The 19,131-nt window shown below is 69.0% G+C and carries 9 protein-coding genes; 6 read left to right on the forward strand and 3 right to left on the reverse strand.

Annotated features, from left to right (window positions below; translation table 11 throughout):
• The first annotated feature begins 70 nt into the window (after nt 1–70).
• A complete protein-coding gene (locus EKD16_RS12610; RefSeq protein ID WP_131098557.1) occupies nt 71–508 on the forward strand; it encodes a cupin domain-containing protein in 438 nt (145 codons plus the stop codon).
• A gap of 31 nt (nt 509–539) precedes the next feature.
• Here the strand turns inward: EKD16_RS12610 and EKD16_RS12615 are convergent, their stop codons facing one another.
• Nucleotides 540–4,019, reverse strand: a complete 3,480-nt coding sequence (locus EKD16_RS12615) for a HelD family protein (protein ID WP_165498558.1) — start codon at nt 4,017–4,019, stop codon at nt 540–542.
• Nucleotides 4,020–4,360: 341 nt separating this feature from the next.
• Between EKD16_RS12615 and EKD16_RS12620 the strand changes: the two genes are divergently transcribed.
• The 3 genes from EKD16_RS12620 (at nt 4,361) to EKD16_RS12630 (ending at nt 16,837) form a co-directional block, all read left to right on the forward strand.
• Nucleotides 4,361–9,586 (forward strand): DEAD/DEAH box helicase, encoded by a 5,226-nt coding sequence (locus EKD16_RS12620; protein WP_131098559.1) that lies wholly within the window; start codon nt 4,361–4,363, stop codon nt 9,584–9,586.
• Between the two features lie 238 nt (nt 9,587–9,824).
• Nucleotides 9,825–12,695, forward strand: a complete 2,871-nt coding sequence (locus EKD16_RS12625; protein WP_131098560.1) for a helicase-related protein — start codon at nt 9,825–9,827, stop codon at nt 12,693–12,695.
• The gene (locus EKD16_RS12630) at nt 12,692–16,837 is read left to right on the forward strand and encodes an Eco57I restriction-modification methylase domain-containing protein (protein WP_242676946.1); all 4,146 of its coding nucleotides are present in this window, start codon (nt 12,692–12,694) and stop codon (nt 16,835–16,837) included. The genes EKD16_RS12625 and EKD16_RS12630 overlap by 4 nt, the downstream gene beginning before the upstream one ends.
• 60 nt (nt 16,838–16,897) lie before the next feature.
• Here EKD16_RS12630 and EKD16_RS12635 read toward each other — a convergent pair whose 3' ends face one another.
• Both EKD16_RS12635 and EKD16_RS12640 read right to left on the reverse strand, forming a co-directional pair.
• The gene (locus EKD16_RS12635; RefSeq protein WP_131098561.1) at nt 16,898–17,089 is read right to left on the reverse strand and encodes a DUF397 domain-containing protein; all 192 of its coding nucleotides are present in this window, start codon (nt 17,087–17,089) and stop codon (nt 16,898–16,900) included.
• Between the two features lie 5 nt (nt 17,090–17,094).
• On the reverse strand, nt 17,095–17,949 hold the full coding sequence (locus EKD16_RS12640; protein WP_131098562.1) for a helix-turn-helix domain-containing protein: 855 nt from the start codon (nt 17,947–17,949) through the stop codon (nt 17,095–17,097).
• A gap of 139 nt (nt 17,950–18,088) precedes the next feature.
• Between EKD16_RS12640 and EKD16_RS25770 the strand changes: the two genes are divergently transcribed.
• Both EKD16_RS25770 and EKD16_RS12650 read left to right on the forward strand, forming a co-directional pair.
• A complete protein-coding gene (locus EKD16_RS25770; RefSeq protein ID WP_207391288.1) occupies nt 18,089–18,475 on the forward strand; it encodes a hypothetical protein in 387 nt (128 codons plus the stop codon).
• A 2-nt stretch (nt 18,476–18,477) separates the two neighbouring features.
• Nucleotides 18,478–18,963 (forward strand): ATP-binding protein, encoded by a 486-nt coding sequence (locus EKD16_RS12650; RefSeq protein ID WP_131098563.1) that lies wholly within the window; start codon nt 18,478–18,480, stop codon nt 18,961–18,963.
• Nucleotides 18,964–19,131 lie beyond the last annotated feature (168 nt).

Raw genomic sequence — 19,131 nt, forward strand, 5'->3', positions numbered from 1 at the left:
GAGGATTCGTGCGCCATATGCGATTCCTAGCACTTCCGCGGCCGCGGAGCCAGCCGCGAGCATGGTTGCCATGAGCGAACACACCGCCGCCACGAAACCCGCGCACGCCGCCCCCGCGCCCGGCCCGGTCGCCACCGCCGACGCCTTCGCCGCCATCGACCGGCTGTGGAGCCCCCACGTCCTGGCCCGCGTCAACGACCACGAGGTCCGCCTCGCCAAGGTCGAAGGCGACCACATCTGGCACGTCCACGACGACACCGACGAATTCTTCCTCGTCCTGGACGGCCGCCTGGACATCGGCCTGCGCGAGCACGGCCGCGAGCGCACCGTGTCCCTGAAGCGCGGCTCGGCCTTCTGCGTTCCCCGCGGCGTCGAACACCGCCCCTCCTCCCCCGAGGGCGCCTCCCTCCTCCTCGTCGAATCCGCCGGCACCCTGAGCACCGGCGACCGCACCGGCGAGGAGGTCCCCGCCCACGTCGACAGCACCCGCGGCCACGAGCTGGGGTGAGCCGCCGACGACGGTGACGGGGACTGGGCGCTCAGCCGTCTTTGCCCAGCGCCAGCGCCACCCGGTGCCCGTCCCAGCCGCCCTCGATCCGCCAGACGACCAGGAAGCCGGACATCGCGGAGATCGCCGCGACCGACCAGGGCTCTGCCGGCGGGCATGGCAGCACGAGAAAGGTGTGGTCGGCCTGGATCCCGTCGGCTTGGCGGGCTTCCATGGCGCGCAGCATTCCCTGGCGCATCCCCGCGTAGGTGTGCCCGCCTTCCCCCAGCACCTCGTAGTGCAGGCAACCGGCCGACGAGGTCGCGACGATGTCGGCGAGTCCGGTCTCGTCAGGAGGTTCGTCCCATTCCGCGTCGAACAGTTCCCCCAGGAGCTTGTAGCGAACCGATTTGCGCCTGGTGTCCTGATGACCGGCCTCTGCGGCCGCCGCCACGAAGGCGTGCAGGTCCCCGGGATCGGCCGAATCGCTCGCTGTCGTCTCGTCTGCGCTACGCACGCCGGACTCCGCATCCGTTGTCGTTGACGCACTATCCGTATCCGCCGACCGGGGTTCGTCCTCGACTCCCTCGACCGGATCCGCAGTCTCCTCCGGCGGCCGCAGCGACAGGACGCTTCGCCCGTCCCGGGACATGAGCCAGGTGAGTTCTCCGAGGATGCGGTGGATGTTCTCCTCGGTTCGAACAGACCCGGTCGTGAGATCGCGGCCGAGACAGCGGCGAACCATCGCGTCGAACTCCGCGTCGGAAAGCTCGCGGCTCTCAGGGACCAGTTGATGGAATCGATCGTGCGCTTGCGCGGTGATGTAGACCCGTTCGGGGTCCACGGCGGCGACGTCGGCGGAGTCGGTCAGCGCGGGCCCCGGCTCGGGACGCTCCCGAAGCGCCGCGCGGCGGTTGGCCGTGCCCTTGCGGCCGATACGGGACGCGACACCGGCTTTGAGCTGAGCGTAGCTGCGCTCCAGATGGATGGTCCGGTAGCCGGTCACCGCGTCGGCGTCAGGGCTGAGCATGAGCCGGTAACCGTCGTGGTCCAGCACCCAGTAGCCGTCGTCCTGACGGGCATGGCGCCCGTCGTGCAACACGTCCGCCAGCATGGCGCGGAGCTCGGCCTCGGCCTCGTAGGGCGCTCCCCCATGGTCCGAGAGGAAGCCGTCCAAAGCCGTCCTGCTGATCCTGATTCGAGCTATGCGTTCGGGATCCACGTCGAGCCTGGCCTCGCGGTCTGCCCCCGCAGGCATCGAGAGCCCTGCGCGGCTGTGGGGATCATCCGACGGGGTGCTGGTGCGATATCCGCCGCACTCCGTGTGTCGGCACCAGCCGTCGGGCTCGGTCGTGGCGTTTTCGCAGCGAGCACCGCCGATGTGGTAGCGGCTACAGCGCCGTTGCACGATCCGGTCTCTGAGCAGCGTGTAAGCCGCTTCGGCCATCTCCGCAGGCAACGGATGGGCGTGCACCAGCGTGAGCGACTGAGTGCATCGCGTGAGAGCGACATAGAGGCGCCCGAGGCCCTGCGATCCTTCTCCGGCGATCGCGGCCGGCTCGACCACAACCACATGGTCGAACTCCAACCCTTTGGCCTGTGACGCGCCCAGACACCGAACCGCCGGCGCGCCCTCGGGCGCGTCACCGGCGAACCGTTCGGCCGCTTCCGCGATTCGGGCATCGTCGTCCGGGAGAATCACGGCGACCGAGCGCGGTGGCCCGGTGGTCGTCTCCCGCAGTGCCAGCACGCGCTCTTCGACGTCGCTCAGTAGGTGCTCCGCGGGAACGGGAACTGTCCGCAGCGATCCGGATTCCGCGGGGCGGACCGATCGCGGCACCCGCGTAGTGGGGGCTATGGCCTCGGCCAGTGGCGAGGCAAGCTCCATGACCGAGCTGGGCACCCGGTAACCCGCCTCCAGTTCGGCCAGGTGCCAACCGTGGTTTCCGGCAAGTGTCTCAGCGATCCGTGACCACTGCGCGTGGCGATAGGCGCCGCTCGACTGCGCGAGGTCGCCGAGGACGGTCATCGATCCCGTACGGCAGCGACGCGCCAGCAAGCGCGCCTGCATCGGCGTCAGGTCCTGCGCCTCGTCGACCATGAGGTGGCGGTAGTGCTTCGGCAGCACCCCCGAGATGAGCCGGTTCAGCTCCTCCATGCAGACGTGGTCGTCGCGAGTCCAGTGCGTGTCCGCCTTGCGCTGCGGCGCAGCCAGTAACGCCCGCTGCTCCTCGTCGGTGAGGATTCCCTCCGCGGCCCCACGCAGAAACGCGGCATCGGAGAACAGCCGACGCAACACGCCTTTGGGCGTGAAATTCGGCCAGACGGCGTTGACGAGGTTCACGACATCCTTGCTCGCTTCGATACGCGCACGGAGGTTCGCATCGTGCCTCCATTCCGGCCGACGCCGCAGGGCACCGTGCATCAAGCGCTCGACGAGATAGTTGCGGAAGAAGCTGCGCTGTTCCTGCAAGGACCCCGCCGCTCGACGAGCGCGGTCGATGTCCTCAGCGATCTCGATGCCCGCGACGTTCAGCGACGTTTCACCTATTGTCGCCGTGAACGCGCGATCCCGGGGCCGCTTTCGCAGGGCCTCTTGAACGAGGTTGTGGACGGCCCGCGCAAGAACCTCGGCCATCCGCAGGTCGCCCTTCACCGAATTCCTGAGCGGCGACGCGTCGGGGGCCGACGGTCCGGGCCACAGGTCGTGGGGGGTAGCGGTGTGCACCCCCCGGCAGTCGAGCGAGGCCAGAACGTCCTTCGTATAGTCGAGAACCCCCTGATGCGGCCCCAGTATCAGGATCTCGTCAGGGCGCAGCTTGCCGACGTGAGGGGGTTGTTTGAACAGCAGCCGGCTCAGCCGATGCAGGCCGACCGCGGTCTTGCCGGTTCCGGGGCCGCCCTGGATGACGAGCACCCCTGGACGATCGTCGGCGACGAGGGCCAGTTGCGCGCGCTGGATCGTCTCGACGATGTCGCGCATCGCCGCGCCTCGGACCCGGTCCAGTTCCTCCTCGAGGAATGGGTCGACGGCCGATCCGGCGTGTTCCCGGTTCGCGGTATGAGCCGCAGACGAGGTACGGCCCGCTGACGAATCCTTCCCGAGGCGAACCTCGTCGGAGTAGTCGATGACCCGGGCGGCACGGCATCTCAGAACGCGCCGAAGCCGGATGCCGCCGGGATTGCGCTGATCGGCGGTCTGCCACCGAACGGCCGCGTCGCTCCTCCAGTCGACGACCACGATGTTGCGGTCCGCATCGCGGACGGTGCGCCTACCCACATACAACGTCTCAGGCTCGCCACTCTCCTGGAGATCCACTCGCGCGGTTACCAGGGACTCCCCGCGCAAGTCATACGATTCCAGTTTCTTCTGGTGACTCCTCCGCAGATCGCTGTTGTCCTTGGTGCTCGCCCCGGCGGGATTGTCCCTGAGTCGCGTGGTCTCCTGCCTGCTGTCTTCGAAGCAGCGATAGGCGTGGTCGACCGCACGCTGCTCCGCAGCGATAACCGCAGCACGGTACTTGTCGCCCACATTCCCTCCGACCGGGGCCGTATCGGCGGGCGTCCCTCTGCCGACGGTGTGCGGGTGCCGAGGCGCAGGCCCGAGCGGCGCTTCCACATAAGGCGAGCGGCTCGGGCAGGGGATGCTCCGCATCTGAACGAGACCCCCACTTTAGAGAGATCCTCTGACAAGTGGATCGCAGAACCGCGTCGCGCTGGCAGTCCGCCGTGGCCGGTCCCGGCCGCCGGGTTCACATTGACCTTTCCGTTCCGTTCTGTCCTCACGCTGTGCTACCTATGGGGCTCGGGCAGCGGCGCTGCCCGCCGATGGCAGAACGCGCGGGAACTCCGCACATAGGGCGTGGGTGGCGAATGGACGTCTTCTCTGTTCACAAGGAACTGATCAAAGACTACAGCGAGTACACGAGCTCGCTGGTGAAAGTACGTGATCAGAGAATCGCCGACTACCTCAAGCAGGAAGAGGAGAACAAGGTCCGCTGGCCCGACCCCTGGCTCTCCCTCAACCCGGGGTTCGCCTCCGGCGGCACCGTCGGCGAACTCGCCGACGAAGGCGTGCTTCGCCCCGAGTGCGAGCGCTTCTTCCGCGACAAGAAGCACGCGGAAGACCCGGGCGAGCGATCGCTCACGTTGCACCGCCACCAGCGCGAGGCGCTGGAGGCCGCCAAGACCCGCGACAGCTATGTGCTTACCACCGGCACCGGTTCCGGCAAGAGCCTGGCCTACATCCTGCCGATCGTCGACCGGGTACTGCGCGACCCCCGCCCGGGACAGATCAAGGCGATCGTCGTCTACCCCATGAACGCCCTGGCCAACAGCCAGCACCACGAGCTGACCAAGTACCTCACCTGGGGCCTGTCCCGCAGCGGGCAGAAGGTGCGCTTCGCCAGCTACACCGGCCAGGAGGACCAGGAGCAGCGCGACCAGGTGTTCAAGCGCCCGCCCGACATCCTGCTGACCAACTACGTGATGCTGGAGTACCTGCTCACCCGCCCCCACGAGCGGGGCCAACTGCTCGGCGCCGCCCAAGGGCTGAGCTTCCTCGTCCTGGACGAACTGCACACCTACCGCGGCCGCCAAGGCGCCGACGTCGCCCTGCTCGTGCGCCGGCTGCGCGACGCCTGCAACGCACCGGAGCTGCAGTTCATCGGCACCTCGGCCACCATGGCCTCCAGCCGCACCTTCGCCGAGGCCCAGCGCAGCGTGGCCGGTGTCGCCTCCCGGCTCTTCGGCACCCACGTCAAGCCCGAACGGGTCATCGGCGAGACCCTGCGCCGCAACACCGACACACCCTCCCCCTCGACCGCCGAGCTGCGCGGGGCCGTGGATGCCGCATTGGCGCAGGGCACCACCGCGCACGGCTATTCCGAACTGGCGTCCGACCCGCTGGCCTGCTGGATCGAGTCCACCTTCGGCCTGGCGGAAGAACCCGCCGAGCACCCCGGAGCACCGCCGCGCCTGGTGCGCAGCCCTCCGACCACCCTGCCCGAAGCCTCCCGCGCCCTGGCCGAGACCACGGGTGCCCAGGGCGAGGAAGGGCGAAGGCGCTGCGAGACGGCGATTCAGGAGACGCTCCAGCAAGGCGCCCGCGCCCGCCATTCCGAAACGGGCCGCCCGCTCTTCGCGTTCCGGCTGCACCAGTTCCTGTCCAAAGGCGACACCGTCTATGTGAGCCTGGATTCGCCGCGGGAGCGCTACGTCACCGGCAAGTACCAGGTCAGCGTCCCGGGGCGGCGTGACAAGGCGCTACTGCCGCTGGCGTTCTGCCGCGAATGCGGCCAGGAGTACATCGTCGTGGCGCGCTCCACCAAGACCACCGCTCCCCCCTCCTACTCAGCCCGCCAGGAGCAGGACGCCGGCGGCGGCGACGACGTCAACGGCTACCTCTACGTCTGTGACGACTACCCCTGGCCCGCCGACCCGATCGAGGCCGGGCGCCTGCCCGACTCCTGGTGGTCGGTCGGCGACGACGGCGCCGGCCAGGTGCTCCCGCGGTTCCGCGACAAGCTCCCCCAGCAGAAGTGGATCGACGCCGCCGGCTACGAGACCACTCCCGGCGAAGGCCTGCGCGCCTGGTACGTGCAGGCCCCCTTCCGCTTCTGCCTGCGCTGCCGCGTCTCCTATGAGGAACCCCGCTCCAACGACTTCGCCAAACTCGCCACCTTCGCCGCCGAAGGCCGCAGCTCCGCGGTCACGCTGGTCAGCGGCAGCGTCGTGCACGGGCTGGAGCACCAGCGCGACCTCGCCCCCGAGGCCCGCAAACTGCTCACCTTCGTCGACAACCGCCAGGACGCCTCGCTGCAGGCCGGCCACTTCAACGACTTCGCCCAGGTCGCCCAGATCCGCGCCGCCCTGCACCGCGCCGCCGAGCAGGCAGGCGAGACGGGCCTGCGCCACGACACCGTCGCCGAACGCGTCACCGACGTCCTCGACCTGCCGCTGGACGAGTTCGCGCAGAACCCCGGCGTGAAGTTCTCCCAGAAGGAGGCGGTGCTGGCCGCCCTGCGCAACGTCGTGGGCTACCGCATCTACACCGACCTCAAAGACGGCTGGCGGGTCACCATGCCCAACCTGGAGCAGACCGGCCTGCTCCGCTTCGACTACACCGACCTGGCCGAGATCAGCGAGGACGAGGAAAGCTGGGACAAGCGCCCCGGCACCGACCGGGACATCTCGGCCCTCCTGCGCGACGCGCCCCCCGAACTGCGCTACCGGCTCGCCAAGATCCTGCTGGACGAGTTCCGCCGCGCCCTGGCCGTCGACGTCGACGCCTTCACCCAGGCCGGCTACGAGCGCCTGGAGAACCAGTCCAACCAGTCCCTGCGCGACCCCTGGGCACTGTCACCGGGCGAGGACCGGGTGCAGCCCGGCACCGTCTACACCGAGCCCGGACGCACCGGCAAACTGCGCACCGACAAGCACATCACCGCCCGCGGCGCCTTCGGCCGCTACCTGCGCCACCCCGGCCGCTTCGCCCACGCGGTGCCCGGCGCCATCTCCCTCGACGACGCCCAGCTGGTCATCGACGACCTAGTGGGCGTCCTGACAGGGCTCGGTCTGCTCACACCGATCGAGGAGAAGCGCTCGGCCACCGGCTACCGGCTGAAGTCCTCAGGCCTGATCTGGCGGGCCGGCACCGGCGAGTCCGGCGTGTCCGACCCGCTGCGCAAGGTCGTCGACGACGACGCCGGCGCCCACGTCAACGCCTACTTCCGCGACCTCTACCGCGCCGGCTCCGACCGGTTCCGCCGCCTGCAGGCCAAGGAGCACACCGCCCAGGTCCCCGCCGACGACCGGCGCGAGCGCGAGCAGGACTTCCGCGAGGGCACCCTCAAGCTCATGTTCTGCTCGCCCACCATGGAGCTCGGCGTCGACATCTCCTCGCTGAACGCCGTGGGCATGCGCAACGTCCCTCCCACCCCGGCCAACTACGCCCAGCGCTCCGGCCGCGCCGGCCGCAGCGGCCAGCCCGCCCTGGTCACCACCTACTGCTCCACCGGCAGCGCCCACGACCAGTACTACTTCCGCCGCTCGGCCCGCATGGTGGCCGGCAGCGTCGAACCGCCCCGCCTCGACCTGGCCAACGAGGACCTGGTGCGCTCCCACGTCCAGGCGATCTGGCTGGCCGAGACCGGCGCCCACCTCAACAGCGGCATGGGCGACATCCTCGACGTCGCCGCCGACTCCGACACCATGCCCTCGCTGGCCCTGCGCCAGCACATCACCAGCACCGTCAACGACCCCGCCCCCCAGCGCCGCGCCGTCAGCCGGGCCCACGCGGTCCTGGCCGACACCGGAGTCCACACCAGCCCCTGGTGGTACGACGAATGGGTCGACGACGTCGTACGCGCCGCACCCGGGCGCTTCGACACCGTCTGCGACCGCTGGCGCGGCCTCTACCAGGCCGCGCTCACCGAGCAGCGCGCCCAGAACCGCCACGTCATCGACACCTCCAACAGCCCCCGGGTGATCCGCGAGGCCAAGGCACGCCGCGGCCACGCCGAGACCCAGCAGCAGCTCCTGCTCAACCAGGACCACAACCACCAATTCAGCGATTTCTACACCTACCGCTACTTCGCCTCCGAAGGCTTCCTGCCCGGCTACTCCTTCCCCCGCCTGCCGCTGGCCGCCTACATCCCCGCCCGCCGCGAACGCGGCACCTACCTCCAGCGTCCCCGCTTCATCGCGGTCTCGGAGTTCGGCCCCGGTGCGCTCATCTACCACGAGGGCCAGCGCTACGAGGTCACCAGCATCCAGGTCCCCACCGACGGCGGCGACCTCAGCACCGCCGAAGCCCGCATCTGCGCGGCCTGCGGCTACTGGCACGACCGCCAGGCCGGAACCGACGAGTGCCAGGAGTGCGGGCAGCAGCTCAGCTCGACCATGTCCGACCTCATGCGGCTGGAGACCGTCTACACCGTGCGGCGCCAGCGCATCTCCTCCGACGAGGAAGAACGCCGCCGCGCCGGCTTCGAACTGCGCACCGCCTTCCGCTTCTCCGAGCACGGCGCCCGCTCGGGCCGCGCCGCCGCCACCGCCAAGGACGCCGACGGCGCCGCATTGGCCGACCTCGTCTACGGCGACACCGCCACCGTGCGCGTCATCAACATGGGCCGTCGCCGCCGCCGCAACCGCAACGACGTCGGCTTCTGGATCGACCCGGTCACCGGCCGCTGGCTCAGCGAAGCCAAAGCCACCGAAGCCGTCCCCGACGAAGAGGGCCTGGGCTCGTTCAAAGACGCCAAGAAGACCGCCAAAGTCACCCCCTACGTCGAGGACAGCAAGAACATCCTGGTGCTGCGCTGGGCCTCCCAGCTCAGCGAGGAAGAGGCGGTCACCCTGCGCTACGCGCTGGAACGCGGCATCGAAGCCGTCTTCCAACTGGAGGACGCCGAACTCTCCAGCGAGGACCTGCCCGACCCCGACCACCGCGGCCGCATGCTGTTCATCGAAAGCGCCGAAGGCGGCGCCGGGGTCCTGCGCCGCCTGCGCGAGGAACCCGGCACCCTCGCCCGCGTCGCCACAGAAGCGCTCAACATCATCCACACCGACGCCGACGGCACCGACCGCGGCAGCGCCGAAGGCACCACCGAACGCTGCGAGCGCGGCTGCTACGACTGCCTGCTCTCCTACACCAACCAGAAGGACCACACCCGCATCGACCGACTCTCCGCCGTCGAGCCGCTGCTGGCCCTGGCCGGCGGCCGTACCGAAGCCGTGGGCGGCGACGCCGCGAGCGCCGAGGAGCAGCTCGCCGACCTGGACAGCCGCTCCGAGAGCGGCCTGGAACGCGACTTCCTGGCGATGCTGCGCGACGGCGGCTACCGCGTGCCCGACGACGCCCAGGTGACGATCGCCCAGGCGCTGGCCCGGCCCGACTTCGTGTACCGGCTGAACGGCTCCGACGTCGCCGTGTTCGTCGACGGCCCCCACCACGACAGCGACCACCAGGCCATGCGCGACCTTCAGGCCGAATACCGCCTGGAGGATCTGGGCTGGCTCGTGGTGCGCTTCGCCCACGACACCGACTGGCACCGGGTGGTGGCCGCCAACCCCAGTGTGTTCGGCCACGGCCGGTGAGCGCGCCGAGAGGCGGCACACCCCGGGCGGCCCTCAGTCCCGCCCACCCCCAGAGATCCACTACGAGCCCCCGCCCCGGCGGAGTGCTGGTGCTTTCCCCGTGGGCGCCTCTCTCGAAGCCCACCCGAAAGCCCCGCGAGATGTCGGCGGCGGTTCCTAAGCTGGATATCAATCCCCTGATCAACGAGCGCGAGGTAGTTTCCTTGACCCAGATCCGCATCCGCCAAGGCGGCATCCGATGAGCACCGCCACCGCCACGTTCCAACCCGGTTCCCTGGTGCGCGGCCGCGGCCGCGAATGGGTGGTCCTGCCGCCCACCGACGACGCCTTCGTCGTGGCCCGCCCGCTCAACGGCGACGACGCCTACACCGCCCTGCTCTTCCCCGGCGAGGTGGAACCGGCCGACTTCCCGCGCCCCTCCACCCGCGTGGAGCACATAGGCGACCACGTCTCCGCCGGCCTGCTGCGCACCGCCATGCGCGTGGGCTTCACCTCCACCGCCGGCCCCTTCCGCGCGCTGGGCGCCATCGGGGTCGAACCGCGCCAGTACCAGTTCGTTCCGCTGCTCATGGCGCTGCGCATGGAGACGGTGCGCATGCTGATCGCCGACGACGTCGGCATCGGCAAGACCGTCGAAGCCGGACTCATCGCCAAGGAGCTGCTGGAGCGCGGCGAGGCCCGCGGCCTGACCGTGCTGTGCTCGCCCGCCCTCGCCGAGCAGTGGCAGAGCGAACTGCGCGACAAGTTCGGCATCGAGGCCCAACTGGTGCTGCCCTCCACCGTGCGCCGCCTGGAGCGCCCCCTGCGCACCGACCAGTCGCTGTTCGAGGTTTACCAGCACACCATCGTCTCCACCGACTTCATCAAGGCCGAGCACCGCCGCGCCCAGTTCCTGCGCAGCTGCCCCGACCTCGTCATCGTCGACGAGGCCCACACCTGCGTCAGCGCCTCCGGCACCGGCCAGCGCCAGCACCGCCACGACCTGCTCAAAGGCGTCGCCAAGGACACCTCCCGCCACCTGCTGCTGGTCACCGCCACCCCGCACAGCGGCAAGGAGGACGCCTTCCGCGACCTCATCGGCCTGCTCAAACCCGAACTCGCCGAGGTCGACCTGAGCAGCAGCAAGGGCCGCGACCTGCTCGCCCGGCACTTCGTGCAGCGCCGCCGCAACGACATCCGCCGCTACATCGGCGAAGACACGCCTTTCCCCAAAGACCGCGAGACCCGCGACGCCGACTACGAGATGAGCCCGGCCTACGCCGAGTTCAACGCCGACATCCTCGCCTACGCCCGCGAAACCGTGCAGGACACCAGCGGCACCGGCGTGCAGCAGCGCGTGCGCTGGTGGTCGGCGCTGGCTCTGCTGCGCTCGGTCGCCTCCTCCCCCGCCGCCGCGGCCGCCACCCTGCGCGCCCGCTCAGCCGCCACCCACGCCGAGACCGAACCCGAAGCCGACGACCTCGCCCGCTCCACCGTGCTCGACCTCGCCGAGGACGAAGCGGTGGAGGGGGTGGACGCCACCCCCGGCGCCGACGCCGACGAGGAGACCCTCGCCAAGAAGGAGAAGCGGCGCCTGGCCGAGCTGGCCAAACGCGCCGACGCCCTGAGCGGCCAGCAGCACGACACCAAACTCAAACTGGTCGTCAAAACCGTCAAGGACCTGCTCGCCGACGGCTACGACCCCATCGTCTTCTGCCGCTACATCCCCACCGCCCACTACGTCGCCGAGGAACTGCGCGGCGCCCTGAAGAAGAACCACACCGTCGCCGCCGTCACCGGCGAACTGCCCCCCGCCGAGCGGGTCGCCCGCATCGAGGAGCTCACCGGCGCCGAGGGCCGCCACGTCCTGGTCGCCACCGACTGCCTCTCCGAAGGCGTGAACCTCCAGGAGCACTTCCGCGCCGTCGTGCACTACGACTTGGCGTGGAACCCCACCCGCCACGAGCAGCGCGAAGGCCGCGTGGACCGCTTCGGCCAGCGCGCCGACCGGGTGCGCGCCGTCACCCTCTACGGCGTGGACAACGGCATCGACGGCCTCGTGCTGGACGTACTGATCCGCAAGCACCGCACCATCGCCGCCCAGACCGGCGTCGCGGTGCCCGTGCCCAGCTCCAGCGACACCGTGCTGCAAGCCCTCGTCGAAGGCGTGCTCATCCGCGGGCAGCAGACCGACCAGCTCGAACTCGACCTCGGCATCACCCGGGCCCGCGAGAACCTGGACCGCGAATGGGAACTGCTCTCCGAGAAGGAGTCCCGGCGCGTCACCAAGTTCGCCCAGTCCGGCATGGACCTCACCGACGTCGAACACGAACTGGAGCGCCTGGGACCCGCGGCGCGCGACGCCCTGGGCCGCCCCAGCGACGTCGCCGCGTTCGTCCGCGACTCGGTCTCCGCGCTGGGCGCCCCCGCCCACTTGGACGGCGAGGCCCTCACCGTCGCCCCGCACCCGCTGCCGACGGGCGTGCGCGCCGCACTGGGCGTGGACGACGACGCCAAGAACGGCAAGGCCGCCAAGAAGGAGCTCGTCTTCCGCCGCGACCTGCCCACAGGCCCGCGCGAACACGTCCTGCTGCGCACCGACCCGGCCGTGCGCGCGCTGGCCCGCTACGTGCTGGAGTCGGCGCTGGACCCCAAACCGGAGACAAAGCCGCCCGCCAAGCGCCTCGGCGTCACCCGCAGCGCCCGGGTGTCCATCCGCACCGTGCTGCTGCTGGTGCGCTACCGGTTCCTGCTCACCCTGCCCGGCCGCGGGACCCCCCGCACCACCGTGGTGGAGGAGGCGCGGGTGCACGGCTACCGGCCCGGCGAGGACGGACAGCGCGAATGGCTGGGCCACGACGAGGTCGCCGAGCTGCTGTCCTCCTCCCCCGACGGCAACATCCTGCCCGAACAGGTCGCCAAGCAGGCCCAACGCGCCGTCGCCGAACTCGACGCGCTCCAGGGCGACCTGGACGCGGCGGGCGCCGACATCGCCGAGGAACTGCGCGAGGCCCACTACAACGTCCGCAAGTCCGCCGAGGCCCGCGTGCGCGGGCTGAAGCTCGTCCCCCACGACCGCGCCGACGTGCTCGGCGCCTACGTCTACCTTCCGGCCGGAGGTTCCCAGTGAGTACCGCGAGCACCAGCGCGGCCGGCACCGTCAACACCCGGGGATACTCGGCCATCCGGGTGGTGGGCTCGCTGCTGACCGCCGACCTCATCGGCCGCATCGGCGCGGGCGACCCGGACCTGAAGGGCCTGCGCTCCGAGGACTACGGGCTGGTTCCCGGCCGCCGCCTCGGCGAGGCCGCCAGCCGCCGCTGGGACGACCTGCTGGGCGCCTACCGGGCGTTCCAGAAGCGCCTGGCCGATGCCGGGCCGGGCGACTCGGCCGTCTCGCTGACCCGCAACCGCTGGCTGCTGCCGCTCTTCGAGCAGCTCGGATTCGGGCGCCTCCCCCATCAGCGCACCAATTTGACCGCCGAGGGGCGCGCCTACCCGATCAGCCACGTGTGGGGCAGCGTGCCCATCCACCTGGTGGCCTGGGAACGCGACCTGGACAAGCGCCGCGGCGGCAACGGCCACGCCGGCGGCGATCGCGCCCCGCAGTCGATGCTCCAGGAGTTCCTCAACGCCAGCGACGACCACCTGTGGGGCATCGTCAGCAACGGCCAGAAGCTGCGCATCCTGCGCGACGCGGCGTCGCTGTCGGAGGCGGCGTTCATCGAGTTCGACCTGGAGTCGATCTTCGAGGGCGAGCTGTACTCCGACTTCGTTCTGCTGTTCGCGCTCGCGCACGCGTCCCGGTTCGAGCCGCACACGCCGGAGGGCGCGGCCGACGGCGGCGGGCGTGCCGAGGGCGACGAGGCGGCAGACGAGGAGGGCGCCGCGGCACCGGCGCTGAAGGCGCCGAGCGTGGCCGACTGCTGGCTGGAGAAGTGGCGCACCGAGGGCGACAAGACCGGCGTGCGGTTCCGCGACAAGCTGCGCGACGGCCTGACCGAGGCACTCCAGGAGTTGGGCACCGGGTTCCTGGAGGACAGCCCCGAGCTGCGGGAGAGACTGCGCACGGGGGCGGTGTCGCGCTACGACCTGCGCAATGAACTGCTGCGGCTGGCCTACCAGGTGCTGTTCCTGTTCGTCGCCGAGGACAAGGGGGCGCTGCTCGACCCCCGCGCCGGCGACGCCGCGCGGGAGCGCTACCGGATCTACTTCTCCACTGAGCGACTGCGCCGCATCGCCGCGGAGCGGATCGGCGACCGCCACGACGACCTGTGGCGGACGCTGGTGATCGTGCTGGAGGCGCTGGGCACCGATGAGGGGCGACCGGAACTGGCGCTGCCGCCGCTGGGCGGGCTGTACTTCACGGCCGGGGCGCTGGAGGAGAGCGCGGGCGACGGCGAGGCCGCTGAAGTCCGGCCTGAGCTGCTGCGCGAGTCGAGCGTCACGCTGGCCAACCGGCGCCTGCTGGCGGCGGTGCGCCACCTGACGCGGGTGAAGGACGACGGCGGCCGCTGGCAGCGGGTCGACTACCAGCACTTGGACGCCGAGGAACTGGGCTCCATCTACGAGTCGCTGCTGGAGCTGATCCCGCACCTCGACACCGCCAACCGCACCTTCGAGCTGAAGGGTGCGGCGGGCAACGACCGCAAGACGACGGGGTCCTACTACACGCCGAGCCCGCTGGTGGAGACGCTGCTGGACAGCGCGCTGGACCCGGTGATCGAGAAGTACGCGGAGAACGATGTCCCGGCCGACCTGCTGAAGATCACCGTGTGCGACCCGGCCTGCGGGTCGGGGCACTTCCTGGTGGCGGCGGCACGAAGGATCGCACGGGCGTATGCGGTGCTGGAGGCGGACGACGAAGAGCCCACCCCGGACGCGGTCACCAAGGCCATGCCGGAGGTGGTGCGCAACTGCATCTACGGGGTCGACCTGAACCCGCTGGCGGTGGAGCTGACCAAGGTGTCGCTGTGGCTGGCTTCGCTGGAGCCCGGCAAGCCGCTGGCGTTTTTGGACCCGCACATCAAGGTGGGAAACGCGCTGCTGGGGACCACGCCGAAGCTGCTGGAGCAGGGGGTTCCCGACGGCGCGTTCAAGGTGCTGGAGGGCGACGACAAGAAGTTCGTCGGTGTGGTGAAGAAGCAGAACAAGAAGGAGCGCGAGAGCGGGCAGATCAGCGCGTTCTCGGCCGGTGAGGGCTACTCCAGCAACGTGAAGCTCGCGAAGGAAGCTCGCGAGATCAACCGGAACACCAAGCCGGGGCTGGCCGGTATCCGCGAGCAGGCACGGAAGCTGCGGGAGCTGGAGCACTCAGCGGAGAAGCAGCAGCGGCGGCGGGTGGCTGACGCGTGGTGTGCGGCGTTCGTCTGGCCCAAGCGACCGGATGCGGCTGCGCCGGTCACGACGGAGACTGTGCGCCAGCTTGAGAAGGCGGACGGGGCTCTTGGCCGGGAGCAGACGGAGGAGCTTGACCGGCTGAACCGGCGATACCAGTTCTTCCACTGGCACCTGGAGTTCCCGGAGGTGTTTCCGGGAGCCGATGATGAGCGGGAGGACTACAACGCGGCGACGGGGTGGCAGGGCGGGTTCACGAGTGTGCTGGGGAATCCGCCGTGGGATCAGATTGAGCTGAAGGAACAGGAGTTCTTCACCAGTCGGGACCCAGAGATCGCGAGCGCGGCCGGCGCAAAGCGCAAGAAGCTAATCGAAGAACTCGCCGACCATCCAGAGAAGCAAGACATCCACGAGTCTTATCTAGATGAGAAGCGCCGAGTCGATGGGGTTCGCCACTTCGCCGCCGACTCCCAGCGTTATGAGAACACTGGGCGCGGCCGGATCAACACCTACGCGGTGTTCAGCGAGAGCGGAGTGAGCCTTCTGCATCCGCTCGGAAGGCTTGGGCTCATTGTTCCGACTGGGATCGTGACAGACGCGACGACGCAGTACTTCTTCAAGGACCTTGTCCAACGTCGCGCACTGGCCACCGTGTTCGATTTCGAGAACCGTAGGAAGATCTTCGCCGACGTAGACAGTCGGGTTAAGTTCACTCTCCTGACTGTCGCCGGTCGCGGCGCCGCCGTCGAGCGCGCCGAATTCGCCTTCTTCCTGCACGACACAGCCGAACTCACTGACGCCGAGAAAAAGTTTTACCTTAGCGCCGAGGAGATCCTCAAGCTCAATCCCAACACGGGCACCTGTCCTATCTTCCGGTCGCGCCGCGACGCCGACATCACCCTCAAGATCTATGAAGCGGCGCCCGTACTGGTGGAGCACGGGAAGTCCGACGGTAACCCGTGGGGCGTCTCGTTCATGCAGGGCCTCTTCAACATCACGTCAGCATCGCACCACTTCCACACCCGCGAGGACCTCAAGGCGGACGGCTGGCGTCTAGACGGCAATGTCTTCGTGAAGGGCGAGGAGCGGATGCTCCCGCTGTACGAAGCGAAGATGCTCCACCACTACGACCACCGGTGGGCGACTTATGAGACTAGCGAGTCCGCTCGGGACATGACGATGGAGGAGAAGGGCAACCCTAGCGCGCTCGCTCTACCGAGGTACTGGCTTCGAGAAACCGAAGTCGAGGAAAAGCTGACAGAACAAGAGTGGGGTCACGACTGGCTATTCGGCTGGCGAGACATTTGTCGCACTACGGACGAGCGAACCATGCTTAACGCAGTCTTTCCTCGGGTAGCAGTGCCCGACGGCACGCTTCTCATGTACCCTCACGATGGACCGGCGGCCGGGTTAGCTGCCAATCTTTCCAGTTTTGTTCTGGACTATTCGGCACGACAAAAAGTAGGTGGCACTCATCTCAAATTCTTCACTGCTTACCAGCTACCCGTCGTTCCTCCGGAACAGCTATGGGGTGCGTGTCGTTTCAACAACGTTCTTGATTTCTCTGGATGGATAACACCCCGTGTGGTTGAACTAACGTACACCGCGTGGGACTTGGAGTCGTTCGCACGAGACCATGGGTACCCGGGAACTCCCTTCACCTGGAATGAGAGGCGAAGGTTTCTGCTCCGCTGTGAACTGGATGCAGCGTTCTTCCTCTTGTACGGGATCGAACGGGACGACGTTGACTACATCATGGAAACGTTCCCGATCGTGAAGAAGAAAGACCTCAAGTCCCACGGCTCCTACCGCACCAAGGACACGATCCTGGAGATCTACGACGCGATGGCGAAGGCCGTCGAGACCGGCGAGCCCTACCGGACCGTCTTGGACCCGCCCCCCGGTGAAGGGCCGCGCCACCCCGAGCGCGACTGATCCGGCCCCGGACATGCAACGGCCGCACCGCCGACTGGTCGGCGGTGCGGCCGTCGTGCGTCAGCCCTCGAACTCGTCTCGGTCGACGCCGGTAAGGAAGGACCGCCACTCAGCGGCCGGGAACGCGAGGGCTGCGGCGTCGGGGTGCTTGGAGTCGCGTAGAGCGGCGGCGCCGGGGAGGTCGGCGACTTCGACACAGTTCTCGTTCACACCGCTGTAGCTGCTCTTCCGCCACAATCTCTGGTCAGGCACTCGGCTCACTCTTCTAGGGACTCGATGACGTCGTTGATGAACGCCAGCGACCGTACCGGGCTCAACGCCGCTCCTTGCGCTCCGGCGAAGATGGCGTTGAGATCTGCGAGCTCGTGGCCTTCCTCGACGTACACACTGGATGTCGGGTTCTCCACGTAGCCGATGCTTACGTCCATAGGGTCTGGGAACTCCATGATGACAAAGCTCCCAACCGTCGCCGGATGCGCGCCCTCGGAGAACGGCAGGACGTAGATGTTGACGTTGTGCCGGGCGGCCATGTGCGTGAGGTGGCGTAGCTGCTGGCTCATCACTTCGCGAGTACCCACCACCCGCCGTAGTGCCGCCTCGTCGAGGATCACCCAATAGCTCGGCGGGTCCACTCGGTTGAGGCAGTCCTGACGTTTCAGGCGGGCAGCCACCCGCTCCTGGACCTCGTCGCCGCTGCGCACCAGGTTCGCGCGAAAGATGGCCTCTGCGTAGTCCGGAGTTTGGAGGAGTCCCGGTATTACCTGTGATTCGTAGGTCTTGATGACCGATGCCTCCGCCTCGAAGTCGGGCAAGCCGCTGGGCAGCAAGTCGCGGTACTTCGACCACCACCCCCGCTGGTTGCCGAGTCGTGCGCACTCATGTAGGGACTCGCGGACCTCGGGATCGTCCTCCCCGTAGTAGTCCAGCAACGCGCTCAACTCGTCGGCCGTGACCTTCTTGCGCTCTCCCGTCTCGATCTTGGAGACCTTGGTCTGTTGCCAGCCCAGTGCCTTGGCCACCTGTCCAGTGGTCTCGCCCTTCCTCTCCCGGTAGCGCCGTAGCTGGGCGTTGAGACGGCGGCGTCGGACACTCGGGCCGTACGTGCGTTGCATGCGGGGCAGTCTAACCACGCTCCCAGTCTTGGGGTAATCCTGATTTTCGCTTGATTTTAGGGGTAGATAGCTTCAAGATTATGTTGTCAAGCTCACCCCAGCTTCCCAGGTAGAGGCAGGGTGCATAGGAGGTTCCCTCATGCCCACAACGATCACCCACGGCCACCACCCACCCACTCAAAGCAGTGGCCGCCCCCACCACCTCACCCACCTCGCCGCCACCATCCGGGCGCACGGCGGCACCGCCGTCGTCGCCCTCTCCCACACCGCTCACCCGGTGCTCTACGTCCGCCACCGGGACCGCACCATCCCCGTCGTCCTCGTCCAGGACATCCGCGGCGGATGGTCCTTCGTGTGGGGCCGCACCGGCTGGGCCGACTCGTCGCAGACCGAAGCGCTCGCCGCCTACCTCGCCGACCCGGGTGCCCCCGCCACCCCCACCGGCACCCCGCCCGCCACCACCCGCCGCCCGGCCGTCAGCAGCAGCACCTTCAGCAACACCACCAGCAACAGCAAAGGAGCCTGACCATGCCCAGCCACGACCTCCGCCCGCCCCCGGCCGTCTCCGAACTGCGCGTCTACCCGGGCGAGCCCGTCCACTGCCCGCACGTCCGCCGGCTCGTCCGCACCGCTCTGGCCGGTCACACCGCCATCGTCGACGACGCCGAACTGGTCGCCGCCGAACTCTTCGGCAACGCCTGCCGCCACACCCGCAGCGGCGAGCCCGGCGGCACGCTCGCGCTCAGCATCAGCGCCCTGCCCAGCGGGCTGGCCGTCGTCTCGGTGACCGACGAAGGCCCCACCAGCGCCGAACGCCTCGCCGGTGCGCACACCTGGCCCGAGTTGAAGTCGCCGACCCCCGGCTCCCCTGGGTGGCGCGGCCTGCACCTGGTCGCCGCCGTCGCCGACGGTTGGGGCCACACTCCAGCCGAGGACATGGGCCTGACCGTCTGGGCGGCCTTCAACCTCGCCACCCTGTCCCTGGACGGCCTCACCGACCGCGCGAGGCTGTAGCCCCAGCAGCGCCGCGCAGTCCCCGCACCCCGCCATTCACCATCACCGCATCTGAACCAGCCCCCAGCCAGCCCCCACCCTCCTGCCCCCTGCCCCGGACACTCCCCAACGCAGCCGCTCCGGCCGCGGCACACAAGCCGCCCCCGCCGCTCGCCCGGGTCCCGAGAA

The sequence above is a fragment of the Streptomonospora litoralis genome (genome assembly GCF_004323735.1).
Classification (GTDB): Bacteria; Actinomycetota; Actinomycetes; order Streptosporangiales; family Streptosporangiaceae; genus Streptomonospora; species Streptomonospora litoralis.